The sequence below is a fragment of the Alcaligenes sp. MMA genome (assembly GCF_020907215.1).
Lineage (GTDB): Bacteria > Pseudomonadota > Gammaproteobacteria > Burkholderiales > Burkholderiaceae_B > Alcaligenes > Alcaligenes aquatilis.
In genome coordinates this window covers 1,295,666-1,317,755 of the sequence record NZ_JAJJPP010000001.1, presented here as the reverse complement: position 1 = coordinate 1,317,755, position 22,090 = coordinate 1,295,666, and the positions used below count along the sequence as shown (strand labels likewise).

Annotated in this window: 29 protein-coding genes; 15 read left to right on the top strand and 14 right to left on the bottom strand. The window is 53.9% G+C overall.

All coding sequences use genetic code 11. The features are described 5' to 3' along the window. The first annotated feature begins 124 nt into the window (after positions 1-124). Positions 125-877 carry a hypothetical protein gene (locus tag LNA76_RS06010; RefSeq protein ID WP_230018421.1) on the top strand — a complete coding sequence of 251 codons (753 nt, stop codon included), beginning with the start codon at positions 125-127 and terminating at the stop codon, positions 875-877. Here LNA76_RS06010 and LNA76_RS06005 read toward each other — a convergent pair. Next, the gene (locus tag LNA76_RS06005) at positions 867-1,769 is read right to left on the bottom strand and encodes a recombination-associated protein RdgC (RefSeq protein WP_230018419.1); all 903 of its coding nucleotides are present in this window, start codon (positions 1,767-1,769) and stop codon (positions 867-869) included. The two genes, LNA76_RS06010 and LNA76_RS06005, sit on opposite strands and share 11 nt — an antisense overlap. Between LNA76_RS06005 and LNA76_RS06000 the strand changes: the two genes are divergently transcribed. Beyond that, the gene (locus LNA76_RS06000; RefSeq protein ID WP_230018417.1) at positions 1,768-2,550 is read left to right on the top strand and encodes a hypothetical protein; all 783 of its coding nucleotides are present in this window, start codon (positions 1,768-1,770) and stop codon (positions 2,548-2,550) included. The two genes, LNA76_RS06005 and LNA76_RS06000, sit on opposite strands and share 2 nt — an antisense overlap. A gap of 79 nt (positions 2,551-2,629) precedes the next feature. Here the strand turns inward: LNA76_RS06000 and ssb are convergent, their stop codons facing one another. From ssb to LNA76_RS05945, 11 genes are all read right to left on the bottom strand, one after another. After that, entirely contained in the window at positions 2,630-3,166 is a 537-nt protein-coding gene (ssb, locus tag LNA76_RS05995; protein WP_230018415.1) for a single-stranded DNA-binding protein, read from the bottom strand. Next, positions 3,150-3,539 (bottom strand): HNH endonuclease signature motif containing protein, encoded by a 390-nt coding sequence (locus LNA76_RS05990; RefSeq protein WP_268253671.1) that lies wholly within the window; start codon positions 3,537-3,539, stop codon positions 3,150-3,152. Before LNA76_RS05990 ends, ssb begins: the two co-directional genes overlap by 17 nt. A gap of 108 nt (positions 3,540-3,647) precedes the next feature. After that, positions 3,648-4,283 carry a lambda exonuclease family protein gene (locus tag LNA76_RS05985; RefSeq protein WP_230018411.1) on the bottom strand — a complete coding sequence of 212 codons (636 nt, stop codon included), beginning with the start codon at positions 4,281-4,283 and terminating at the stop codon, positions 3,648-3,650. Beyond that, entirely contained in the window at positions 4,283-5,020 is a 738-nt protein-coding gene (locus LNA76_RS05980) for an ERF family protein (RefSeq protein ID WP_230018409.1), read from the bottom strand. The genes LNA76_RS05985 and LNA76_RS05980 overlap by 1 nt, the downstream gene beginning before the upstream one ends. An 11-nt stretch (positions 5,021-5,031) precedes the next feature. Then, positions 5,032-6,099, bottom strand: a complete 1,068-nt coding sequence (locus tag LNA76_RS05975; protein ID WP_230018407.1) for a hypothetical protein — start codon at positions 6,097-6,099, stop codon at positions 5,032-5,034. Positions 6,100-6,553: 454 nt separating this feature from the next. After that, positions 6,554-6,964 carry a hypothetical protein gene (locus LNA76_RS05970; protein WP_230018404.1) on the bottom strand — a complete coding sequence of 137 codons (411 nt, stop codon included), beginning with the start codon at positions 6,962-6,964 and terminating at the stop codon, positions 6,554-6,556. A 91-nt stretch (positions 6,965-7,055) separates the two neighbouring features. Continuing rightward, positions 7,056-7,415, bottom strand: a complete 360-nt coding sequence (locus LNA76_RS05965) for a hypothetical protein (protein WP_230018402.1) — start codon at positions 7,413-7,415, stop codon at positions 7,056-7,058. A gap of 629 nt (positions 7,416-8,044) precedes the next feature. Continuing rightward, positions 8,045-8,383, bottom strand: coding sequence for a hypothetical protein (locus tag LNA76_RS05960; protein ID WP_230018400.1), 339 nt, complete (start codon positions 8,381-8,383; stop codon positions 8,045-8,047). Positions 8,384-9,999: 1,616 nt separating this feature from the next. Then, the gene (locus LNA76_RS05955) at positions 10,000-10,869 is read right to left on the bottom strand and encodes a DUF3037 domain-containing protein (protein ID WP_230018398.1); all 870 of its coding nucleotides are present in this window, start codon (positions 10,867-10,869) and stop codon (positions 10,000-10,002) included. After that, on the bottom strand, positions 10,866-11,597 hold the full coding sequence (locus tag LNA76_RS05950) for a hypothetical protein (protein WP_230018396.1): 732 nt from the start codon (positions 11,595-11,597) through the stop codon (positions 10,866-10,868). Before LNA76_RS05950 ends, LNA76_RS05955 begins: the two co-directional genes overlap by 4 nt. Positions 11,598-11,777: 180 nt before the next feature. Continuing rightward, positions 11,778-12,032: a hypothetical protein gene (locus LNA76_RS05945; protein ID WP_230018394.1), complete on the bottom strand. Its 255-nt coding sequence runs from the start codon at positions 12,030-12,032 to the stop codon at positions 11,778-11,780. Positions 12,033-12,281: 249 nt separating this feature from the next. Between LNA76_RS05945 and LNA76_RS05940 the strand changes: the two genes are divergently transcribed. Beyond that, positions 12,282-12,545 carry a transcriptional regulator gene (locus tag LNA76_RS05940; RefSeq protein ID WP_230018392.1) on the top strand — a complete coding sequence of 88 codons (264 nt, stop codon included), beginning with the start codon at positions 12,282-12,284 and terminating at the stop codon, positions 12,543-12,545. 42 nt (positions 12,546-12,587) lie between these two features. Here the strand turns inward: LNA76_RS05940 and LNA76_RS05935 are convergent, their stop codons facing one another. Further along, on the bottom strand, positions 12,588-12,794 hold the full coding sequence (locus LNA76_RS05935; protein WP_189392978.1) for a hypothetical protein: 207 nt from the start codon (positions 12,792-12,794) through the stop codon (positions 12,588-12,590). A 63-nt stretch (positions 12,795-12,857) separates the two neighbouring features. Here LNA76_RS05935 and LNA76_RS05930 point away from each other — a divergent pair, with 63 nt between their 5' ends. The 8 genes from LNA76_RS05930 to LNA76_RS05895 all read left to right on the top strand — a co-directional run bounded on the left by LNA76_RS05930 (position 12,858) and on the right by LNA76_RS05895 (position 17,106). Beyond that, complete coding sequence (locus LNA76_RS05930; RefSeq protein WP_230018390.1) at positions 12,858-13,430, top strand: hypothetical protein; 573 nt, start codon at positions 12,858-12,860, stop codon at positions 13,428-13,430. 1 nt (position 13,431) lies between these two features. Continuing rightward, positions 13,432-13,863 (top strand): hypothetical protein, encoded by a 432-nt coding sequence (locus tag LNA76_RS05925; RefSeq protein ID WP_230018389.1) that lies wholly within the window; start codon positions 13,432-13,434, stop codon positions 13,861-13,863. Further along, entirely contained in the window at positions 13,860-14,261 is a 402-nt protein-coding gene (locus tag LNA76_RS05920) for a nuclease domain-containing protein (protein WP_230018388.1), read from the top strand. Before LNA76_RS05925 ends, LNA76_RS05920 begins: the two co-directional genes overlap by 4 nt. Continuing rightward, on the top strand, positions 14,258-15,088 hold the full coding sequence (locus tag LNA76_RS05915; RefSeq protein WP_230018387.1) for a helix-turn-helix domain-containing protein: 831 nt from the start codon (positions 14,258-14,260) through the stop codon (positions 15,086-15,088). The genes LNA76_RS05920 and LNA76_RS05915 overlap by 4 nt, the downstream gene beginning before the upstream one ends. A gap of 1 nt (position 15,089) precedes the next feature. Continuing rightward, positions 15,090-15,743 carry a DUF6475 domain-containing protein gene (locus tag LNA76_RS05910; protein ID WP_230018386.1) on the top strand — a complete coding sequence of 218 codons (654 nt, stop codon included), beginning with the start codon at positions 15,090-15,092 and terminating at the stop codon, positions 15,741-15,743. Continuing rightward, positions 15,740-16,264, top strand: coding sequence for a hypothetical protein (locus tag LNA76_RS05905; protein WP_230018384.1), 525 nt, complete (start codon positions 15,740-15,742; stop codon positions 16,262-16,264). The genes LNA76_RS05910 and LNA76_RS05905 overlap by 4 nt, the downstream gene beginning before the upstream one ends. Then, positions 16,261-16,596, top strand: a complete 336-nt coding sequence (locus LNA76_RS05900; protein WP_230018382.1) for a DUF1064 domain-containing protein — start codon at positions 16,261-16,263, stop codon at positions 16,594-16,596. Before LNA76_RS05905 ends, LNA76_RS05900 begins: the two co-directional genes overlap by 4 nt. A 150-nt stretch (positions 16,597-16,746) precedes the next feature. Continuing rightward, on the top strand, positions 16,747-17,106 hold the full coding sequence (locus LNA76_RS05895; protein WP_230018380.1) for a hypothetical protein: 360 nt from the start codon (positions 16,747-16,749) through the stop codon (positions 17,104-17,106). A gap of 412 nt (positions 17,107-17,518) precedes the next feature. On the opposite strand, the gene LNA76_RS05890 is transcribed toward LNA76_RS05895, so the two are convergent. Further along, a complete protein-coding gene (locus tag LNA76_RS05890; protein WP_230018378.1) occupies positions 17,519-17,890 on the bottom strand; it encodes a hypothetical protein in 372 nt (123 codons plus the stop codon). Positions 17,891-18,036: 146 nt separating this feature from the next. On the opposite strand from LNA76_RS05890, the gene LNA76_RS05885 reads away from it, so the two are divergent. From LNA76_RS05885 to LNA76_RS05870, 4 genes are read left to right on the top strand one after another with little or no spacing between them, the layout of a single operon-like run. Then, positions 18,037-18,681: a putative metallopeptidase gene (locus tag LNA76_RS05885; RefSeq protein ID WP_230018376.1), complete on the top strand. Its 645-nt coding sequence runs from the start codon at positions 18,037-18,039 to the stop codon at positions 18,679-18,681. A gap of 28 nt (positions 18,682-18,709) precedes the next feature. Next, complete coding sequence (locus LNA76_RS05880) at positions 18,710-19,183, top strand: DUF2280 domain-containing protein (RefSeq protein ID WP_230018374.1); 474 nt, start codon at positions 18,710-18,712, stop codon at positions 19,181-19,183. Next, the gene (locus LNA76_RS05875; protein WP_230018372.1) at positions 19,134-20,657 is read left to right on the top strand and encodes a phage terminase large subunit family protein; all 1,524 of its coding nucleotides are present in this window, start codon (positions 19,134-19,136) and stop codon (positions 20,655-20,657) included. The genes LNA76_RS05880 and LNA76_RS05875 overlap by 50 nt, the downstream gene beginning before the upstream one ends. Before the next feature lie 4 nt (positions 20,658-20,661). Then, complete coding sequence (locus tag LNA76_RS05870; RefSeq protein ID WP_230018370.1) at positions 20,662-22,086, top strand: DUF4055 domain-containing protein; 1,425 nt, start codon at positions 20,662-20,664, stop codon at positions 22,084-22,086. Positions 22,087-22,090 lie beyond the last annotated feature (4 nt).

Sequence of the window (22,090 nt, the reverse complement as noted above, 5' to 3'; positions counted from 1 at the left end):
GCGGGGTTATGGGGTGTTGCTGTAGTCGTGATGCTTTATAGGGGAGGCATCCTATGTTTTTGCCACAGAGGTTCAGCTATGATCCTTGCGGATATAGGCAATAGAAACCTTTTGGAGGTCATGGGTGAGCGAAAAAAAATGTAGCTGTGAAGGACAAATGATCGCTGCCCTGATTGCAGGGGCGGTCTTAATGCTCACGGTGGGGTTTGTGCTTGGGTGGGCGTGGGATAAGCGGCAGGGCGTACTAAGTGACGTGAGCATTCTCGAGGTAATGACCGCTTTCGGCACAGTGGGAGCGGCAGTGGGGGCTGCCTGGTCTGTTTTTTACACTGTTAATGAGAAGAGAAAGTCTCAGCGACATAAAGATAAAGTTTTAAAGATACAGTTAGATTCCAATTTTTTTGATTGGGATTTATTGGTAGAGACTGTTCATTGCTCTATAGAAGACTTACTTACTGACGGCTATGATAATCACCCTGAAAGCTTGAGATATAAAATTGCTGTTCTTGAAAGGGCTGTTGTCAGGATTCGTGAGTTGGAAGTTGTTTCGGTATCAGACGCCAGGCTCAGTACAGCGTCAGAGAAACTGTATTTAAATATCGTTAACTTGATCGAAGAGCAAACACGATTAAAAAACTTTTGCGACAGAGATGGCTTATTTGCGTCGCACCCCGTTTACAATAAATGCATTAGTGGAAGAAGAATAGCTGTTATTTTGCAGGCTTTAGATGCTATTAATTCACTTTTGCAATTGGTGAGAACTTCAAGGGCGGCCTCGTTGCAAAGAAAGGATAGGTTCGATGAACGTATCTTGGGTTTGCTTAGGAGCATCGAAAAGGATGGTGAACTGCCCTTAATTAGAGGACTTACTCTCTGAAGCGGTCTCCGCCCAACACTTCGACCAGGTCGCTGATCATCTTGGCTAGCTCGGAGGTCATCAAGGTCATGTCGGCATCAAAGATTTCGTCATCGTTGACGGCGGTCAAGTCCTGTTTTTCCGTCAGGATGTCCAGCGGGGCCACGCGTTTGATGTCCAGCGCATCGGTCAGCACAAAGCTGATGCGGTCCGCCCAGGTCATGGCCAAACGAGTGCATTGCTTGCCGGCTTCAACGTGCTTGCGCACTTCGTCAATGTCGGCGCTTTGCTTTACGTAGCGCACGGCCGCACCGCTGTCGCCTGTAGAGCGCAGTTCGGCATCTTGGTCAATGCTGAAATTGGTGGGGGCGTCATCATCAACCAACCAGGCTGTCATAGCGCCAGCAGGTGACTGCTCGGTATACAGAGGCAGGACAGGGAAGGGGTCTACGCTTTTAGCGAATAGGCCCAGGACTTCATCACTCTTAGCCACGGCAGCCGCATCGATGACAAACCAATGGTTTCGTGTGTCGATCCACACTAAAGTGTCGCGCTGCACAGCATGAGAGCGCGGCATCAAATCAATGATGATCTGCTCTTTGATTTCCTTCATCTGCTTGCGGCCTGGCTTGTAGCCTTGCTGCTCTTCGATTTCGCGGGCCTTCTCGCGGGCTGCCTGGTTGACCACAGCGCTGGGCAGTAGCTTCTTCTCAGCCCGCATGCAGATCAGATACTGCCCGTTCACCTCATGCACCAGCTCACCACCTTCGCGCGGCGGTACCCAGCCCAAGCTGAGAGGCTCTTGGCTGCCGCCAGCGGCGAACTGACGCTTGGCCAACATATCGGCCAGTTCTTGAGCGGACAGGGCAAATGCCGTATCCAGGCGATAGATACGAAGGTTTTTAAACCACATGGGTGTATTCCTTTCAGGATGGGCTATGCTCACGCGGATAAATCTTTGCGTGGAGTGGGCAGAAAAAATGAAGAAAGATGACGCTGATCAGTTGATCAGGTGCGTGAAAGAGTGCTGGTGGCGTGTTTTGTTGTTGCTTACGGCCCCGATAGCACTAGTGTCGTGGGCAATACACGGTTGGCCAGTAACAATAAGCGTCGAGGATGGGGTCGCAGCTTGGGTTCAAGCTATTGGCTCAATACTAGCTATCGCAGGTGCAGCTTTGATTGCTAGATCCGAATTTAAGAGGTCTTTAGCGGTAGAGCGTCGCCAAATTCGCCGACAGAGAGCCGCACAACGAGAGAGACAGTTAGCAGTTACTCAAATGGAGATATCTAAAATCATTTCTGTATATCAGTTGTGTAAAGAAGTTTTGGACATCACAGAGGACGCTTTAAACAAGGATGATTTCAAACTATCAGCGGAAGATTTTATTAATAGAGTTAATGCTGCAGAAAGACTGGTTTCGGAGATTATGGTGAAGATAGATAAGGTTCCTGTGTATATGCATCCATACTCTTACCTGGCTTCCGAGGTAATAATGCTTCGTGAAGTTCAAACTCAAGTTGTATCTGCTCTTAGTCAGGCGGCTAGTAAGAGACGGAGCGATGGAAGGAGTTTGTTGACTTATGATGGTGTTCTGGATATACGGGAATTCATTAATCCGAAGTTAAGGAGTCAGAGAGAGTCATTAGTGAAAGCACTAAATAATGCAGTTGAAGAGATTAAGAAATTGAATTAAATGATTTTCTCTAATTACGGTTACTCAGAACCTGCACAAGATTTTCAGTTGTGAGCCTGTCCTGGCCGGCTAGATCCATTCAAATACAGTACGCATTGCGTGAGAGCAGGGGAGCAAATGGAATATCATCATCCATATCCGCAAGATTGCCGGACGAGAGCGGCGACGCTTGTCGCTGCTGTTGCCCGCGCCCAGTGGCATCAGCGTAGTTGTTACGCTGTTGGCCTTGCGGTTGCCGTTGCTCTGGTTGTGGCGAGTTGCCGTGGCTCTCGCCGCCACCATCACGACCCCCAAGCATTTGCATTTGCTCAGCAATGACTTCGGTCGTGAAACGCTCTTGACCGTCCTGGCCTGTCCATTTACGGGTGCGCAGGCGACCTTCTACGTAGACGGGGCGGCCTTTGCGCAGGAACTCGCCCGCAATTTCAGCCAGGCGGTTGTAGAACACCACACGCACCCATTCCGTTTCTTCGCGGCGGTCGCCCGTGTTCTTGTCCTTCCATGTGTTGGAACACGCGATGGTGATATTGCAAACTGCCATGCCATCAGGTGAGTATCTAACCTCCGGATCTCTGCCTAGGTTGCCAATCCCGATCCATTTATTTACTGACGCCATCTCGTCTTACTCCGTTCTGAATTGCGATATGCCCAGCGTGCTGGCGGCAAATTCCGAAAGCTGATGCAATGTCCTTGTAAGGAATTCCCTGCTTTGCCATTGCTACTATTTCAGCTTCAACATAGGCTGATATTTTTGTTTGCGGCAGAGCGAACCCTTTGGCTTGCCGCCCCTTTGAGACCGCGTCTTGCATATTCTCTTTCCTTGTTCCTAGGAATAGGTGATCTGGGTTGATGCAGCGGCGGTTGTCGCACGAATGACAAACATCCATTCCTTTAGGAATGTCCATACGGTTTGCTAAACGGTAGGCGTGTCGGTGGGCATGATCGGCCTTGCGTCTGATTGTTGCTCGGGCGTAACCGTTGGCCTGCATACAGCCCTGGTACTCAAGGCATCCGGTAGCAGTCTTCACGCAGCGTCCCAACAAGTGTTTAAGACGTAGTGAGTCAGTCGACTTAGCTAGAGTGGTTAGTCCGGCCATTTATGCGGCCTCCAGCAGGGCGTCCCGCAGTTCCTGCTGATACTTGGTGACAGTTCGCTCGAACTCCATCAGATCGGATTCAAGCGATTCAATCTGGTTGTCGTCTCGGTCGATGCGGATGATCTTCATGCGGCCCAGGTCGTGAACCCACAGCACCAGATCCACCCACTTTCGGCCAAGCAGCCACATTGCGCCATTGCACTGGTCTACATAGGCTGCAATATCGCCGTTCACAAAGGCAGTGAACAGGGTGTCGCTGCTGACCATCGTCTTGATTTCAATGATCCCATCATCGCCTACCAAGCCGTCCACGCTAACGCCAAAAAGGCGGTCTGGTGTCGTGATGAAACCCGCCTCATCAACGATGTGGCCGGTCTTGCGCTCATAAACGGCGCGGGCGTAGGGCTCTTGCTCGGTGCCCAGGCGCATGGCACCGTTCACAAAGACTTGCATGGGCTCACCGCCTTCGCGCTCTCGGGCTACGTCCATGGCGTAGTCCAAGCACTTCTTAGAAGGTGCTCCGCTTTTCAGGCGATCGCGGCAGTCTTTGAAACGGCTGCCAGTGATTACTCCCTTACGGGCCTGGAGCCATTCTGGGGTGCCCTGTTCGGCGGTGTGAATGATTAAGCCTTCCATTATTGAGCCTCCGTAAGCATCTTTTTCTTATCCGATACGGCCTTTTTGAATGCGTTGTAGTCGGTAAGGTTGTTGGTTGCGTATATGACGTTGCCGCCTTCCTGCCAGATGGTTTCCAACCGCTCCAGCGTTTCGGCCTGGGCCACTTGGCTGATCCATTCATCTTTTAGAGCAGGGTCAGCCGGCGCCCGGCCATCAGTGTCGTCGTCTTGCTCGGACAAGCCGGTAATAGCCTTCAAGGTATATCGCTCCAAGTAGGTCTTGGTGCTGGCGCGTGACTGAATAGCGTTGCGGCCTGGGCCGGTATCTGGTGGCCCGCCCATGCTGACACTTTCTTGATGACCCCCAACATGCCGCAGGTAGCAGGTGACCTCCATCCAGTCTTTGCCATCTTTGGTCAGCTTCCAACTGGACGAAAGCCCGTGCTTGGATAGGGCGGGGGTGACTGCATTCACGACGTCATGCAGTTCGGCGTACTTCTGATTCTTAAGCGGGCCATCGGAACGGGCCTTGCCCTTGATGATCGTGACTGACTCGGCCTTGAATGCAGCGAACGCCTCGTCATAAGCTTTCTTGGCCTGGGTGGCGTTGTAGCGATCCTGCAGGTCCATCATTTGCCCGATTTGCTCAGGGCTCATTCCAGACTGCAGGGCGGCGATTGCCATGGCCATTGGCGACCCGGCTGGGGCGGGGGCTGCGATAGCAGCCTGTGGGGCTTCAATGATTTCTGTGCTCATGATGTCCTCAATTAATACTGGATTCGGATAGCCGGGATCAGGCCCTTGGCGATCAGAATGACGGCTTGCTTGGCGCACTCGTCTGGCATACCGTTTTCGATGAATGCAGCTAGGGCGGCGTTGTTGATGCTGGCCTTGTGCGCGATATCGGCCTCGCGTTTCTGCTGCGCTGCCTCTGCTGCTGCCTTTTCGTCAGCTTGGCGCTTTATTTCTGCCTGGCGGGCGGCTTCGGCCGCATCCTTGGCGCGTTGCTCTGCGGCCAGCTTTTCAGCTTCGGCACGGGCCTCGGCCTGCTTCTGGCGTTCGATGGCTTCGGCCCGTTCCCGCTCAGCCTGTTCTGAGGCGGCTTTTGCATCGGCTTCACGCTTGGCGGCGGCATCGCGTTCAGCCTGGGCCTTGGTTTCGGCGTCGGCTCGGGCTTTCTCAGCCGCTTGCCGGGCAATCTCGGCTTCGCGGTCCTTTCGCTCCTGCTCGGCATGCTTGCGGCGTAGCTCGGCCAGTTCTGCTTGCTCGGCTTCGTACTTCTGGCGTTCAGCCAGGGCTGTGTTCAGAATTTCCAGCGCTTTGGCTTTGACCCGGTGAGCTTCTGCTTCAAACTCTTCCCAGGACTCGCCAATCACCGCAGATTCAACTATTGCGATGCGCTGGCGGAGGGTTTCAACATCAAGGCTTCCGATTTCTCGGGCTTGTTCGGCCATGCCGTCCAGGTCGGCTCGGTGGAGTGCTACCCGGCTGGCCTCTGCTTCTTCCCAGTCCGTCAGAGGCTTGCGAACTTCGTCTCGCAGGTCGTCCATTTGCTTGTTCCAGACACGGCGCTGGGCGTCGATCTGTTTTGGCACTTCTTTGTATTTCGCCGACAGTGCGGCGCCCATCTTTTCAACAGCCGTCTTTGTACGCGTGACCTTGTAGGCGTCAGCGGCGCAGGCTTCGCGGTCCTTGCGGATCTTCATGTCGTACACCGTGCCGCTGACCTTCTCGCGCACCTGCTCGATATAGTGATCCAAGCCGCCAGGTGTGGTGAAGGTTGCCAGCGCAGTATCTTCTGACGGCAGTTCAATCAGTTCAGTGGATTCGGTCATGTCATGCTCCAATCGCTCGGGCCGCCAGAGTAGGGCCGAAAAAAAGCAGTCCGCAGACTGCTATGGCAATGATTAGGGTTAGGGTCCAGCCCCAGGGCGGGGTGCTGCTATTTGGTGCATAGCATCCCTGGCCATCGAATGGGTTACGGCGGCGAGTGCGGGGGAAGCCGGGGTTTTGGCTATGAGGCATCGGTTTCTCCTTGGCTTCGCGCTCGCAGCATGGAGTCGGCTAAACGGTATGCCTCAACAGCCACTCCATCGCGCCAGTCGTCATACTCCCGAGCCGTTCCGTCAGACTGATAAGCTGACCAGATGTCACCAGTGACAGAGATAGCGAATGCGTCGCGTAGGCTCATTCCTTCCGCCAGTCGCTTGGCAACAGCTTCATTCCCAGGCTTACTGGCGATGAATGGGTCGCAAGGAAATGCTGGCCCGCCGTCATTGATGGGTGTTGTCATGTTGGTTCTCCCGATAGGGCGGCGTCAATTACATGCAGAGCGCCGTCGTACTCGTACAGGCCGTGTGTTCCAAGTTCGTCTTCCGTTGGGATCTTGGCGTTGATGCCGTGGCAATCAAGCAGCCCTTGCCGATCTGCGGCAATAACGGGGCGCACTTTTTGTAGCGCTTCGCGCAGCCGCTCAATCTCAGTCGCCTGTGCGTCAAGCTTTGCCTGTGTATTGTTCAATGCTTGCGCTGCTGCTACCAGCTCAATAGCCTCATTGGCTGTGATGTGAATGTGCTCGCCGCGTGTTGTCCTATCGTCCATGCGATGGAATGCCCGGTCTCGAATTTCTTGGAGCCTGGGCGACGATAGCGGGGCAATAGAACCGTGTTTGGCGAGTAGTTGCTGTGTATCGACTGTCATGGCTGCCTCCAGATACTGAGAACGCCCTCAATCCCGAGTGCGATAAAGAATGCGGCGCAGCAAAAGAACACTGCGAAGATGAAAAACTCGATCAACACGGCAGCGCCTCCAGTTCTTGATTGGTCATGCAGTTATGCGTGGTGTCTGCCCAATCGCTGATGATTCGTTCGCGTTCGGTGCGCAGAGCAGGGCGCAGGCTTTCATCATCCAGCGCAGCAAGCAGCTTTGCGGAATAGTCGAAACCTGCCGAACTGGACGCCAGAAGCGCATTCTCCATTTCCTCAATCAGCCCTATGCGGCTTACGTTTTGAGGAATCGATTGCAGGGTCCAGGCGATGTTCACGTACAGTGTTTTGCCGTACAGGCAGTCGCGGATTTGCTCCGCGATATAGGCGCGGCGGCGCTCCGCCAGCTCGTAAGCGCGTACCTCGCGCTCTGCGATAGCGTTCATGGTTAGCTCCGTGGGGATTGCGCCGCGTCCGGCGCCATTGAAAGAGGAGAGGGTTAGCCTGCGTCTGCCGCCGTCACGATTTGCGCGCGCAACTCGGTATTGGCGGGTTCCGGGGTTCTATGCCCTCTAGTCGCAGCACTCCCGCCGCCCATGGCGTGGGCGGTTTTGATATTGAAATAGTTGAGGGAGTGGGAATGCTGCGGCTGGAGGGTGCCCGCTCTCACCATGCGGGCCATGGGCCTGTGCGCCTACAGGCTGGCGTTGCTGACTATTGGATAACACGAATATTCATTCAGCATCCCGTCGCACGGGGTAATGGTGGCCGGGTGCTACCCGTATGCCAGCGGCGGGGAGGCCAGCGGCACATCATCCCCGTTGCTCCTGGCTGGCCGGATTACTCGATCCGGTGCCTGCTGGTTTACTGCTCACCATCATCAAGGCGGGCCGGGCTTGATACCGGCTCGGTAAAGGCTGCGCTCTGCGACCTCCCAGCGCTACCCGGCTCCACACATAAGGTCCGGACGGTGTAGTGTGCTCCGCTTGCCAGCGCGTGTCCTATCCACGCCGCCGCCTTGATGATGCCCCTCATAAGAAGGGCTGCCTGGACCTCGCTACTGCTCATATGCGAGTCATGCAGGCGTTGAAAACTGAATACTCTCTGGCTTGGGAGGGTGATACAGAAACTTGACGCTGTGGCCATGCCCGGCACTTTGAGTGATTTCGCGGGGTGCATAAGCCGTTTTATCCTTTGGCTCTGCGATGCCAGCATTGACAAGTTCGCAATGCACCAAATCCAAGGCCTTGTCACGTTCCCAGCACTCGATAACCAGCTTGTCGTTAAGTGCTGCTTTGCGGCTTGTAGAGGCTTCCTGCTTTCGTGCTGCGTGGTAGTTTTCGCTGGCTTTATCGGCTCGTCTCTGTGCTGCATGCAGCTTTTTGACGGCCTCCAGCAGCTTGTCGTATTTCATTTGTTGGGGCGCTCCTGATTGTCATGCTTGCCCGGAAAGTCGCTGGGCCAGCGCATGGGTTTGTCCTGCTGCTCCATGTCTATTTCCTAGGCGGTTTCTGTGAGTTCGTGGGCTGCCTCTTCTGGAGTGCAGCCGTCTACAAACAGGTCCCAAGCCAACCCATCATCGTCCTGACGCCCCGCAATCCTTCACAGCTTTGCGAGCCACTTGTCGTACTCGCGCTCAAGGGGAAGGGTTGCGCTTTCTTCGCGAGCAAGATTAGCCATGTTCATGTCTATCTCCTATTTATCCGTCAGCATCCTGAGTCAAGATGCTGGTGGATAACCGCTGCGCTCCTGGCTACTCCCAGCTGAGCTGGCTCCAGGTAGCGCAACGTCCTAAATCCCCACGTCACGGGTTGTCCGTCTCACTCTTTATCAGGGGGTGTGGGGGTGCGCCCTGGGCCTAGCCGTGCGTGTTCGCACCATTGGCCTGTTTATCGCTTTGCTGGTTTTTAAAGAGCCTCCGCCTTAGCGGGCGCAGCCTTTGCTGCTGGCGCTCTATGGACCGTTACTTACCGTGGCTTTGCCTAAAGGTGTTCTGCGGTTTGGTGAAGCGTTGGGATGAATACTAGCATTGCTAGTAATTTAAAGTCAATAGCAACGCTATTTGATTTGTGGTTAAAAACCCGCCGAAGCGGGAAGGGGTGCTGCTATTAACGTAGGTTAGATAGTGCGCTGGTCAAGTCTTCCGCCAGCTCAATGGCGAGTTCCAGCAAGTTGGGCTGTAGTCCGGCAGTCAATATAGGGATAAGCTCAGCTAATTGGGCAGAGCGTTTTTGGGCCATCTCGGAATCCTCCAACGATAGACCGAGAGGCCGCGTTGGTGGGGTGTCAATGAAACTCGTCATATCGCAATGCTCTTCTCTTACAAGTGGGCGTTTTAGATACGCGCTCTGATTCGTGGGAGCTACGTGGAGCGCATCAATATGGCGGGGCGGGGGGATAGTTATACTGTATATCTATACAGTATTTTAGGTCAAGGAAATGTAGCCAATCAGGACCTGGGTCTGGATGGGTCGGCTGGCCCGCGTAAGTCCCACGCCAGCCTAATCTGATACGCTCACGTCTTTATCCGTTACTTGGGAGAGGGGCGTGTACAAACAAACATCGGGCGCAATGGGAATGATGGCCCTGCTTTTCGCATTATTTACCGTTATCGCTGCTACTGTTGCTATCTACACTTACGGAGAAATAACCATCGTAGAGCCAGGCCTATATGGGCTGTCCCCGTCTGTTAAGACAGTGACTAACTGGCCTCTGATTATTTCTTGCGTTTCTGCTGGGTTTTATTCAATAGCGTTTGCCGCTTTGTTTATGTACGTAGAAACGACCAGGAACGCAGTTGCCAAGATAGCCAATCATCTTGGAATCAAGGAAGAAGAGTCTAGCAACGCCCAACCAACAAGCCAGGCCGATGAGCAAGAACAACCAAGTGCCAGCACGTCCCCAACGAAGAGGCAGGTTAGGCGGGGAAATCGATCTGTATAGCACGGCGCCCGTAGCAGAAAACAAAAAAGCCCCGGAAGGGGCTTTGGTGTTTGGAAAATTAGAGCGATAAGACCGGGAGTCTTTCAGCTACTGCTTAACTATTCCCATGCTGTGGCTTAGTATGAATTCATCGCTCCCTGGAGCGCCTGTTACCGCAAAGTGATATTTCTCCAGATCACTTGCGTCTGTAGCGTGGAAAACACTAAAGCCCTGGGCTATTAACATATCAATATGAGGGTCCGCTACGTCAGCAACCTCTTCAGGGACGTTAACAACAGCGAGCTTCAACGTATCTTCGCCCCATGCCTTTTTTGCAAATTGGGCCGCTACGGTTTTAGTGCATGCCTCACTAATCTTATTATGCGCCCCTTGCGTGCTAACTCTATAGTCTAAGGTCTGAGTGATTCTATACACGCCGTTCTTAAAAACGAAGTCGGCTTTTAAATCAGGATGTTCTGGGATGGGTACGTTTGAAACTACAAGATGGTCTCTTAAGTCTTCTACAGACTCCCCTAGTATTTGTCGGTTTTTGAATTGTTGCCGTAGCTCACTAATTAATCGTGGCTGTCTTTTTTTGCGTGTATTGCGAACAAATCCTTTTGGAGTTACGTATAAGTCACTAAGCTCTTGTATTTCTTGCTTTAGTTCTTTGTCTGTTGGAGCAAAAAACATTCCGGTATTGGGTGAGGCGCAGTAACCAAAACGACTTAGGCTCTGAATGCAAGATTCTATATCGCTGGATTGATCAGCGATTTCTTGAACATGATGATGCCATTCAGTAATTTTTGCAGCGGTCCAACTTAAGTCTACCGTCTGCAATTTTTTTTGATTTGCTAGAAATAATATGGAGCACCCGCCCTCTGGAGGGAAAAGGGCGATTCCTACATTAATGCTTTCACCCCGCATAAAATCGGGGGCTAGCCGTAGCACCACATATTTAAATACGCTAGGGGTCATTTCCAAGCTCCAGACTCAATAAAATCATCCACATGTAGCACATGTTGTTCCCATTGGCTCGCCCACCATTGACTAAGGGCGGGTGAATCACAAGCAACCTTCCACTCTACAGGTAAGTTATTAAATAGGCTGTCCAACCAATTCCCACTCAGGGTTGCGAGAGTGCGGGTCACATCTTTTGCGCTTTTTTCGTCTGGCTGGATGCCAAGATGAGGCCAGTTAGTCCATGCGATACGAGTGTTCTCGCTTGCAGCTACCGTATCAGGTTTGCCAGGAGGGTGACAAGTGGGCCATGCTCGAGAAAAGTCTACCGCTCGCAGCGTGATTGACCCGTCGTGGCGGGTTTGATAGAGCCAGTTTGCCCAGTGTCTGTCTTTGTTTCCTAGGGCTAAATCGACAGCGAGCACAGCCGAGAATGCGTTGATATTATGGCATTTTCTCAGCAGGTTTTGTAGCGAAAACCAATCTGATATTGCATTTACTCCAGCCTCTAAGCGCGAGCCGAAAACTGGCGCACCGTTTAGATGAACGACGCAAGGCTCGGTAGCGGGGATGCCAACCGCTCTGCATACGGCCGCCCCTACAAATTCAGCAATACAAGTGTATGGATCTTGCTTTAGAAGATACTCCTCTCCGTGAAGAGTGATACCAATTCCTACATTGTCGTCCCCACCAATTGCAGGGCGCATTTTCATGATTACCGGGCCCATGATGTCAGTCTGGATCATTGCTCTCCTTCCTTCTTCATCCAGGTATTTAGCGATGGTTAGCTGTCGCTTTATATGTGAATAAAATCTTTCTTTTAGTTACTTCGTGGTTAAAAAATAAGGAGCCAAACGGCTCCTTGTCTCTTCCTGTTGTCCCTTCTTACGTACAGCCTCCCTGGGCTGGGTCACGTTTCCTGTCATTCACTTACTCTCGTCTTTCTTTACGTCCAGGCCGAGCTGGGCGGCAGCATTCAGAACTGACTTTTCCAACTGGGATCTGGCGCTATTGTCCAGGGCTTGGATTTTTCGCTCATCAAGCAAATCGAATGGCCAAGCAGCCCCGTCTTCGCTGTCGCCGGTCCACATCTCTGCTGCCTTAATCGTCTGAGCGATCGAAGGGCTGAAGTCTTCGATATTTACGCCCAGGCCAGACGCAAACCCCTTGGCCGCTTTCATATTCAAGGGCCTTCTGCCGTTCAAGTACTGCCACACAGCCCCCTGGTTGCCTATATCAAAGCGAGCCCCGAACTCTGCTTGTGAGAGAGACGTGCGTTCGTTGTATAGGCGTTTCAGACGCGCAGCGTCGTCTTGCGGGGTTTGGGACAGGGGTTTGCGTGTTTGCATTGGCGAAATATAGCAACGCTATTAATACGTGCAACTAGCATAGCTATTGATTCATTTTAATAGCGATGCTAGTATTTGTTCATGAACCCTATTGCTCACTACCTAAATGCGACTGGCCTGACTCAGGCTGAGTTCGCCCGGAGGATTGGCGTAAGCCAGTCTCAGGTCTATCAATTCCTGAACGATATCCGCCCAGTATCTGAAAAGGTTTGCGTGCGTATAGAGGAAAAGACGAATGGCAAGCTAAGCCGGAAACATCTGCGGCCTCATGACTGGGCTGATATTTGGCCAGAGCTTAGGAAACCTCCTCTTAGCCAGTTCGATAAGGAGCGCGCCAATGTGTGATCCAGAAAAGCGGGAGCCGATACCCATCGGCCCCACAGATATTTAGTGAAGGGTAGAGGCTCCGGCCTCGCCTAAGCCGTGAAATTCATTCCATAGCAATCGATCCAGCACGCCCTCTACGTGAGCCTCTGTTGGGTACTCAAACATTTGCCTGGCCAACTCCGTGGCACGGTCCAGCAGTTCCAGGCGTTCAAAGTCGATTTCTTCATCCATGCCGGTAGTGTCCGGCCCATTCAGATTCTTATCCATACGTAGTTCCCGAGGATTGCAAAGGTCTCAGGGGCTACTTTACGAAAGCAGGACGGATCAATCATGCGAAACGAGTCGCACAAATCCAAGCTGAAGACCTTGCTGCACTACGTCGATCAATGGCGCGCACGCGTGGGGAGCCGGGAGGCGGTGGCGCTGGCCGTTGTAGAAACCCATCAACGGCTCGGTCTGGAGGCCAGCAGCAAGATCCGTTTCGAGACAGCCGGTGACACATTCACGCTGGCGAAAAACGCGGCCGATCGGATCTTCCGCTGGCTCGATGATCAGACGAAAGACAGCAACTACATGCCGGCGAACTTCGAGCAGTCCATTCTCCTGGCCATGCCCGAAGAGCTGCGCTACGCCTATGTGAACGAAATGCTTCGTCCGCTGGGTTTTTCTGCACGCAAGTTCATTTTCTGCTTCGGGCAAGAGTTCGATGTGGTGGACCGCGTAAAGGCGATCAATAAGGAAGGCTCGGAAGCCATGGCGGCGGTGCTGAATCTTTCCCAGGACAGCAGCTTGGATGCGATGGAGGCCGCACACAAGGAGCTGTCTGAGTCCATCGGTACCCAACGCGCAGCGCGTTCAGCGCTGGAAGAACAGATCGCCCAGCGTAAGCATGTGGGGGCCTGACATGCAAATCGTGAACAGTGACGAATCCCTGCAGCGCTTCATGGGCGACTTGCGTAGCCAGTACCAAGTCCATCGATACCTGCGAATTTCGATTAAGACCGGCAAGGCCCGCACTCTGCCGCAGAACGACATTACCCATGTCTGGTATGGGCAGATAGCGCGTGAGCTGCCTGAGGATGATGCGCTGGGTTGGCGCTGCTACTGCAAGCTGCACCACGGCGTGCCGATCCTGCGGGCCGAAGATGCCGAGTTCCAATGCATGTATGACTCGATCATCAAAGGCCGGACCTATGAAGAAAAGCTGCTGATGATGAAGTATCTGCCGGTCACGTCATTGATGAGCCGCAAGCAGTTGAGTACGTACGCCGAGGCTGTGCAGGCTGATTTCCGGGCCCGTGGAGTGATGCTGGAGTTTCCGGAGGCGTCGGCATGAGGACCGCCTGGAACAGCACCTTGCGCGTCGGTGGACCGCTGCGTACGTACAAGCCGATGAGGTCCAGTCCCTGGAAGAAGCGGGCGCCTAAGAAGCGTCCAGGTCGGCACGACGCCAAGCTGCGCAATGCAGTGCGTGGTCACCCCTGTTACTTGCAGATCCCTGGACTGTGTCGCAGCTATCCCGACGACCCGACTGTGGTCCCGTGCCATCCCAACTGGCTGGAGTACGACAAGGCAGGCGCGCTGAAGGCCCCTGATTTTTATACCGTCCCTGGCTGCCACGCCTGCCACGCAGAGCTGGATCAAGGACGGCGATTCACTCGCGATGAGAAGAAAGCTATTTGGGAACGCGCGTTCGCTGCTTGGCGACCAGTGCGGGATAAGGAGTTTGTATGAGCGTCAAGGTGATGACGGCCGTATTTGAACGGTACCCGGTCGGTGGCGGTGAGATGATTCTCGCCCTGGCGCTGGCCGACCACGCTGATGACGATGGGGCCAAGGTGTTTCCGTCCATTGAGCATCTGATGATCAAGACGCGGCAATCGCGCCGCACTGTCCAGTATCAGCTACGCAGGATGGAAGAGTCTGGCTGGCTAATTCTGGTCAATAGCGGTCATGGAGGTCGGGGCCAGTCTCGCGAGTATCGAATCAACCTTGATTGGATTAAAGGTGGCGAACTGCCGGGCCAAGAAAACGGTGCAGAAATTGCACCCATTTCTGATGAAAAAAACGGTGCAGATTTTGCGCCCATTAATTCACCTGAAAAGGGCGCAATTCAAGACATAAAGGGCGCATCTGACGACACAAAGGGTGCAAACGACGACATGAAAGGGTGCAACGGGTTGCACCCGCATATAACCACCATAGAACCATCAAGTAACCGTCATAAACCATCAAAGGCTGGCGCCTTGGTTTTGCCCGACTGGCTGGATTCTGATGCGTGGTCGATGTGGGATGAATTCCGAAAAGAAAAATCCGGTAAGGCTTGGACTGAGGCAGCCAAGCGGCTTTCTCTGCGAACGCTTGGCAAGCTACATGCCGCAGGGCAGGACCCAACCGCCGCTATCGAGCAAAGCATTGAGCGTGGTTGGACTGGGCTTTTTGGCATCAAGGAAAGCAACACCGGACAAGGGATCTCAGTGCAGTCCGGAGGATTGAACCGCCAGGAGGCACTGGAGGCCCGTAACCGAGAAATTGCCCGTCTAGCCGCTTTGGAGTCCTGAGATGCACGACACTGAAAAACAGCAGTTCTTTGGCCTTATGGCCGACGTTTACGCCTTCTATCACCGGGACACATCCCGCTTTGCGCTGAACGTCTGGTGGGAAGCCATGAAACCCTTTGATTACTCAGCCGTGAACGAAGCCATAAACCGGCATTGCGTGAACCCGGACAACGGCCAGTATGTGCCGAAGCCTTCGGACATTGTGAAGCTGTTGCGCGGCTCGACTCAGGATAGCGCCTTGGTGGCCTGGGCCAAAGTGGATAAAGCCGTGCGCACAGTCGGCACATACCGCAGCGTGACATTTGACGATCCGATCATTCTGCTGGTCTTGCAGGATATGGGCGGCTGGATCGCACTGGGGACGAAGAAAGAGGACGAGTGGCCGTTTGTGGCGCGTGAGTTCGAGAACCGCTACCGAGGCTACGCCACACGTCCTAGCCTGGAGTATCCCCGTTGGCTACCTGGCATTGCCGAGGCGCAGAACAGTCAGTCTGGCCAGCCGGTAGAGCCACCAGTGCTGATCGGTGATGCTGTGCTGGCCAAGCTGGTTCTGCAGAACGGTTCGGACACGCAGCGGATTGGATTCCAACAGCTCAGCGACAGTGAAATGCAGGAGGCCCTGGCGCCCAGCTCACCGCGGAGGCTGCAGGCATGAAGTGGACTGAGCGTCAAATAGCCCGCGAGATCTCAACAAGATTTTTTGATCGAAAGCACTTAGTCATGGTACCCAACTGCAATTGGACGGGTCACGAAGCGGACATCCTCGCCATAACAAACAGCCTGCGGCTCATAGACATCGAAATCAAGATAAGTCGTGCGGACTTGAAGGCAGACGTGAAAAAGAACAAGTGGTGGGAACACCCGTCATTCGCATGGGGAGAACCACGCCCGGCCCCCGTAGCGCGTGAGCATCCGCCGAAAGTGTGGAAGCACTATTACGCGCTGCCTGCAGAAATATGGACTAAAGAGCTTGAGCAGCACTTGCCCAACAGATCGAGCGGGGTCTTGTTGCTCAAGGAAGGTAGGGGAGACTTATACATAACGTGTTTCCGGCAGGCCAAACCGGCAAAGGATGCCTACCGGCTGCAACCAGTCGAGGCCATCAATATTGCGCGTCTTGCCAGCCTGCGAATGTGGGAGGCGTACCGCAGGCTTGATGAAAGGGAGGCCGCATGAAGCGCAAGTACGGAAACCGCAAGACGGTCGTAGACAACATCAAGTTTGACAGCGGGCTAGAGGCTGCACGTTATCAGCAACTGAAACTGCTTGAGCGGGCAGGGCAGATCACCGACCTGGAACTGCAACCACGTTTCGAGCTGATCCCCAAGCAGCGCCGTGATGATGGAAAGCCGGAGCGCGCCTGTGAGTACGTGGCCGACTTCCGATATACGGACGTCCGCACCGGTCAGCAGGTAATCGAGGACGCCAAGGGCATGCGCACGCGGGACTACATCGTGAAGCGCAAGTTGATGCTTCAGGTCCACAGAATTTCGGTGAGGGAGGTATAGCCATGCCATACCCAAGCTGGATGTACCAAGACCCGTCGAGGCATGTTGATTTCGTGCGCCGGAAGAGGAAAGAGCACCAGGAGCGGCAGCCCGAGGCAAAGCGGGAACGAGCGCGGGAAGGGCTGAAAGCATTATTCGGGGAGGGCAGCCATGCAAAAACTGAGCGGCGATGACTTGCTCTGGAACTGGGCCCGCTGGTGCTGGTCGGGCGAGACGGTCGGGAACATGGAGCGGTACGTGCCCTGGGAGGACGACTACCGCCCGATCAACCAAGACCACGCCCAGGCTGTGAATGTTCTGTACCTGCGTCTGCCGCTTTATCAGGCCATGGTGGTGCAGGCGGAGTACACCCGCAAGAACTCGCACTATGGCAGCCTGTCGGCATCTGAACGCCTGGTCGTAGCTCGCCGGTGGATTCGCCATATTACCGGAGCCATCTTGCGGGACGAGGATTACAAACGGCACCTGGAAGGATTCAGGGCCAAGGTAGAAAAGGAGGTATTGCTGTGAAGTATGCGTCGGAGGTGATTGATCTGCTGGCGGCATATCCGGGCCGAGAGTTCAGGATGGCTCAGATTGTGAGGCATGTCACCAGGGCAATGTCTGTGTCGGATGTGGAGCGGCATGCTGTCCGGAAAGGTGTAGAGCGCGTGCTGCGCAGCCTTTGCTCTTCTGGCCAGGTGGAACAAACGAAGGAAGGGCAAACGTCCGCTTACTACTCTTGGTGTCGCAGTCTGCGACATGGAGTTAATGCAAACTGCGACGTTAGTTGCGACAATAGGCCTGTATAGTTGCGCCCATAGGTTTTGAGCGCTAGTGAACAGAGTCATTTCAGGTATTGAGTAAGCAGCCCGCCCATCGCGAGATCGGCGGGTTTCTCTACTCTTAATAATGTGACCAAGCGATAATGAAGGCCAGATAATTAAGCCGGTTCATACTTGGCAAAGCTACTTGAAACATTAACTTTGTAGTTGTTTTCTGGACTAAATCCTGACAGTTCCGGGAAGTGGTTTATGAGTAACTGAACCATATCACCGTGCAATGAGCCAAGTGCAGTATCCCACTTTTTGGAGCTGGATCCCGCTTCGGTTTGCTGAAGGATGAGATACAGGTTTTCGCTACCGTCGCGTTTAAAAAACTTAAAGTAGCCCAAAGGACCCCATTGCTCACTCTTGTGATGAAGTTGCGCTTGGCGCTTTATTAACCATGAGTCAATGCCATCAGCGGCAGAGATCTTTGAGATTATTGACTGTTTGGTTTTTTCAAAATTATTGGTGGTGATACGAATCGACATGGGCAGCCCCGAAAAACAATAGAAACTTATACATGGGGCTATCTTTGTTTGTTTCAATATGAAACTTTGGTCTAATTGTGTTTTTGTTTTGTTTGGTTTCATTTGAGGGCGATTAAGTGGGTGCCAGTTGATTTATGGAGAAGATAATGACCGCACAAGACAAGGCGGCTGCCAAGTCTAAGGGCGGTCGTCCATATCCGCCAGATGATATCCAAGAAGATGTATACCTAACCATCCGCCCGGCCTACGAGCTGGAGGAGTGGGTTAACCAGACAATCCTATCTAGTGATGGAGCGCTCTATAACCCTGATCATGCCCACCTATTGGATGCGAGCATTCGCTTTCTTTGGGCATCGGAGTCATTCAATAAACAGGGTCGACGAGTTCTAGGGCAAGCAGAGGAAGTGGCATTCCGATCTGGGGGCTGGCAGAAGGCAAGGCAAGAACAACAGATGCGTGAATGGTTTGACTACGTACCCGAGTTCGTTATCACCCTAGCAGCAGATTATTGCTCCCAATGTACAGATGCAGAGTTTTGCGCACTGGTTGAGCATGAGCTTTACCACATAGGCCACTCACAGGATGAGTTCGGCTCACCCAAGTTCATCAAAGAGGGGTTGCCTAAGCTGGCTATCCGTGGTCACGATGTCGAGGAGTTTATTGGCGTTGTGCGTAGGTACGGAGCAAGCGCAGATGTGGCTCGTATGGTGGATACAGCAAAGCAAGCCCCAGAGGTTGAGGGCATCAATATTTCGAGGGCATGCGGCACCTGTCTTTTACGGGCCGCATAACTAGACCCTCCCTAGACAGGATTAAATTATGGCAACGCTCAGTGAGGCGGCTAAGCGCTTTATTGTGCAAGCGCTTGCCTGTTATGACACGCCCACACAAGTGGCTGAGGCGGTCAAGGAAGAGTTTGGCATTGATGTGCCACGCAATCAGGTTGGTCAATACGACCCAACAAAGGTGTCTGGAAAGGACTTAGCCAAGAAGTGGTGTGACCTGTTTTGGGATACCCGCAAGAAGTTTCGTGATGAGGTTTCTGAGATACCTATAGCCGATCAAGCCTTTAGGCTTCGGCAGCTTCACCGCATGTTGAATGACGCCATGAAGCGAAAGAACGTGGTGCTGGCCTCGCAGTTACTTGAACAAGCCGCAAAGGAAACTGGCGGCATGTTCACCAACAAGCGGGAGCTGAGTGGTCCAGGCGGAAAGCCGATGGAACATAGAACGGTGGTGGTCGATGAAAAATCAGTCGCTGCCGCTGTCTCAGCACTTGAAGATGAGTACTGATGTTGATCCTGATGTCCTGCGCCAAGTAGCAAAGATCCGCTGTCAGGACGCGGGGCTTTTCTTTGCCCGGTACTTCTTCAAGCAGCGCACTGGTGGAAAGATGATCGTGGCCCCGCACCACAAGGTGATCCAGCAAACGCTTGATCGCGTGGTGGCAGGTGAGATTACCCGCCTGATCATTAATGTTCCACCCGGCTATACAAAGACCGAGCTGGCGACGATCAACATGATTGGGCGTGGCCTGGCGCTAAACAATCGTGCCCGGTTCATGCACCTGTCTTACTCGCACAATTTGGCGCTACTGAATTCAAGTACGGCGCGGGGCATTGTGAAGTCGCAGGCTTATCAAAGCATGTGGCCCATGGTGCTGCGCGACGATGCAGACAGCAAGGCCATGTGGTGGACCGAGCATGGTGGTGGCGTATATGCGTCGTCCGCTGCCGGTCAGGTCACTGGCTTTCGGGCCGGACACATGGAGCCAGGCTGGCAGGGGGCGTTGATCATTGACGACCCGGTCAAGCCGGATGATGCATACAGCGATACGGTACGTGGCGGCATTAACGACCGATTCAACGAAACGATCAAATCACGACTGGCAATTGAAACCACGCCGATGATTGTGATCATGCAGCGGATTCACTACCAGGACCTGAGCGGCTATTTGCTGCGTGGCGGGTCCGGGGAGAAGTGGCACCATTTGAATCTGCCGGTGATCATCGACAACAGTTTGCCGTACCCGGAAGAGAATACACACGGCATCCCGATTGATCACGGCCTGCCTGATGGCTGGCTCTGGCCTTTCAAGCACAACGAATCGCACCGGGCCGCGCTGTTTTCTCACCGGCGAACGGCAGAGGCACAGTACATGCAGCGCCCACGGCGGTTCAACGCGGAGGGAGCGCTATGGACTGAGGCGCTGATTACGGCCGCTCATGCTTTGCAGATCAGGCATGAGCTCGTACGCACCGTGGTGGCGGTTGACCCGGCCACGACTGCGAGCGACGAAAGCGACGAGACCGGCATTGTGGTGGCCAGCTCCTACGGAGCAGGCGACAACCGTCAGTATTCGGTAGATGGCGACTATAGCGGCAAGTACAGTCCGAATAGCTGGGCGCTAAAGGCCATCGGTGCATACGAGCAGCACAATGCCGATGCCATCGTCATCGAGACGAACCAGGGCGGCGATATGGCTGAGTCAACGCTCCGTAACGCTGGATTTAAGGGCCGCATCGTGCGTGTCCACGCCAGCAAGGGCAAGTTCGCTCGAGCTGAGCCAATCTCAGCACTCTACGAGCAGGGCCGGGTGGCGCATAAAGGCGCCCTGTACCTGCTCGAAAACCAACTTATGGAATATGTCCCAACTACGGCCAAGAAATCGCCCGACCGGCTTGATGCCGCAGTTTGGGCATTGACAGAGCTCGCGCCAAATATCGGCTTGAAGTCGGCCGGAGTTGTCACAACCGCTTTTGGATAATCACATGCAAGACCCAAGTATCAAGCACCCGGAGTACATCAGCTTTGCTCCTTCATGGGAGTTGATGCGTGATGCGGTAGCGGGTGAGGACGATGTTAAGGAAAAAGGCGAGAAATACTTGCCTATGAAAACCGGCACAACAGCCATTGAAGATCTGATCGCTAAGGCCCGCGTGTACGATTTGTATAAGACGCGAGCTGAGTTTCCTGAGGTGACCGCGCCAACAATTCGGGGGGCGGTCGGCATTATGTTGGCCAAGCCTGCGAAAGTTGAGCTGCCGGAATCCATGGAACATCTACGAGAGCGGGCCACGCTTGATGGCCTGACACTGGACGCCCTACACCGGCGCATGGGCATGGAAATCATGACCACCGGCCGGTATGGGCTGTTGCCTGGTCTTACCGAGGACGGGAAGCCCTACTTGTCTGGTTATGTGGCTGAATCCATCATTAACTGGGACTCGACGGATGGTGTGCCGGACTATGTGGTTCTGGATGAGTCTGGGCCCGTCCGTGATCGTGAAACCGGTGAGTGGAAACAGGTGACACGACTGCGTGAGTGCATGGCTTATGGCGGCGTGTACCGAGCCCGAGTTTGGGAGAAGGTTAATGGTGGCTGGCAAGCTGGTGAAGAGATTTCCGCCTCTACGCCACGAGGGGCTGTTCTGGATACTTTGCCTTTCGTTTTCGCTGGGTCACTGGACTTAACGCCTGAGCCAGACGATGTACCGCTTTATGGCTTGGCAAAGCTGGCTGTGCGCATCTACCGCCTGGATGCTGATTTCTCCTTCTCGTTGCACATGACCAGCGAGCCGACGCCAGTGGCCATAGGGTTTGACGATCCTGTAAGTGCAATTCAGCAAGGACTTGCGCCCAAGACGCTGGGTTCTTCAGTGCTGTGGATTCTGCCGCAAGGTGGCGACGCCAAGTATTTGGAATTTAGCGGCCCAGGACTGGAGAAGCAGGCCAATGCTATCCAAGAGGCTCTGGCGCGAGCGGCTCAGTTTGGTGCCCAGGTACTCCAGTCAGGCCAGTCGGCTGAAAGCGGAGAGGCCCTAAAACTACGCGCTGCCAGCCAGACTGCCACGCTTACAAGTATTGCTCAGACCTCTTCTGCTGGGCTGGAGCGGGCACTGCGCAATATCGCTAAGTGGATTGGAGAAGATCCTGAAAAGGTTGTCGTTACGCCGAACCTAGAGTTCTTTGATCGTTCGATCACAGCGCAAGACATCCAGGCGCTGGTTGCTGCATGGCAGAGCGGTGCTATGTCGCACCGGGCGCTGTTCGACAAGCTGCAGCAGGGCGGCGTGATTCACGAAGATAAATCTTACGAAGAAGAGGAGAGAGATATTGGCGACGATGACGCTGATAGCGATCCTCTGGCGGGCGTAGGCTCGCTATTTCCCAGCGCCGAGGGCGCTACCAACTAAGGAG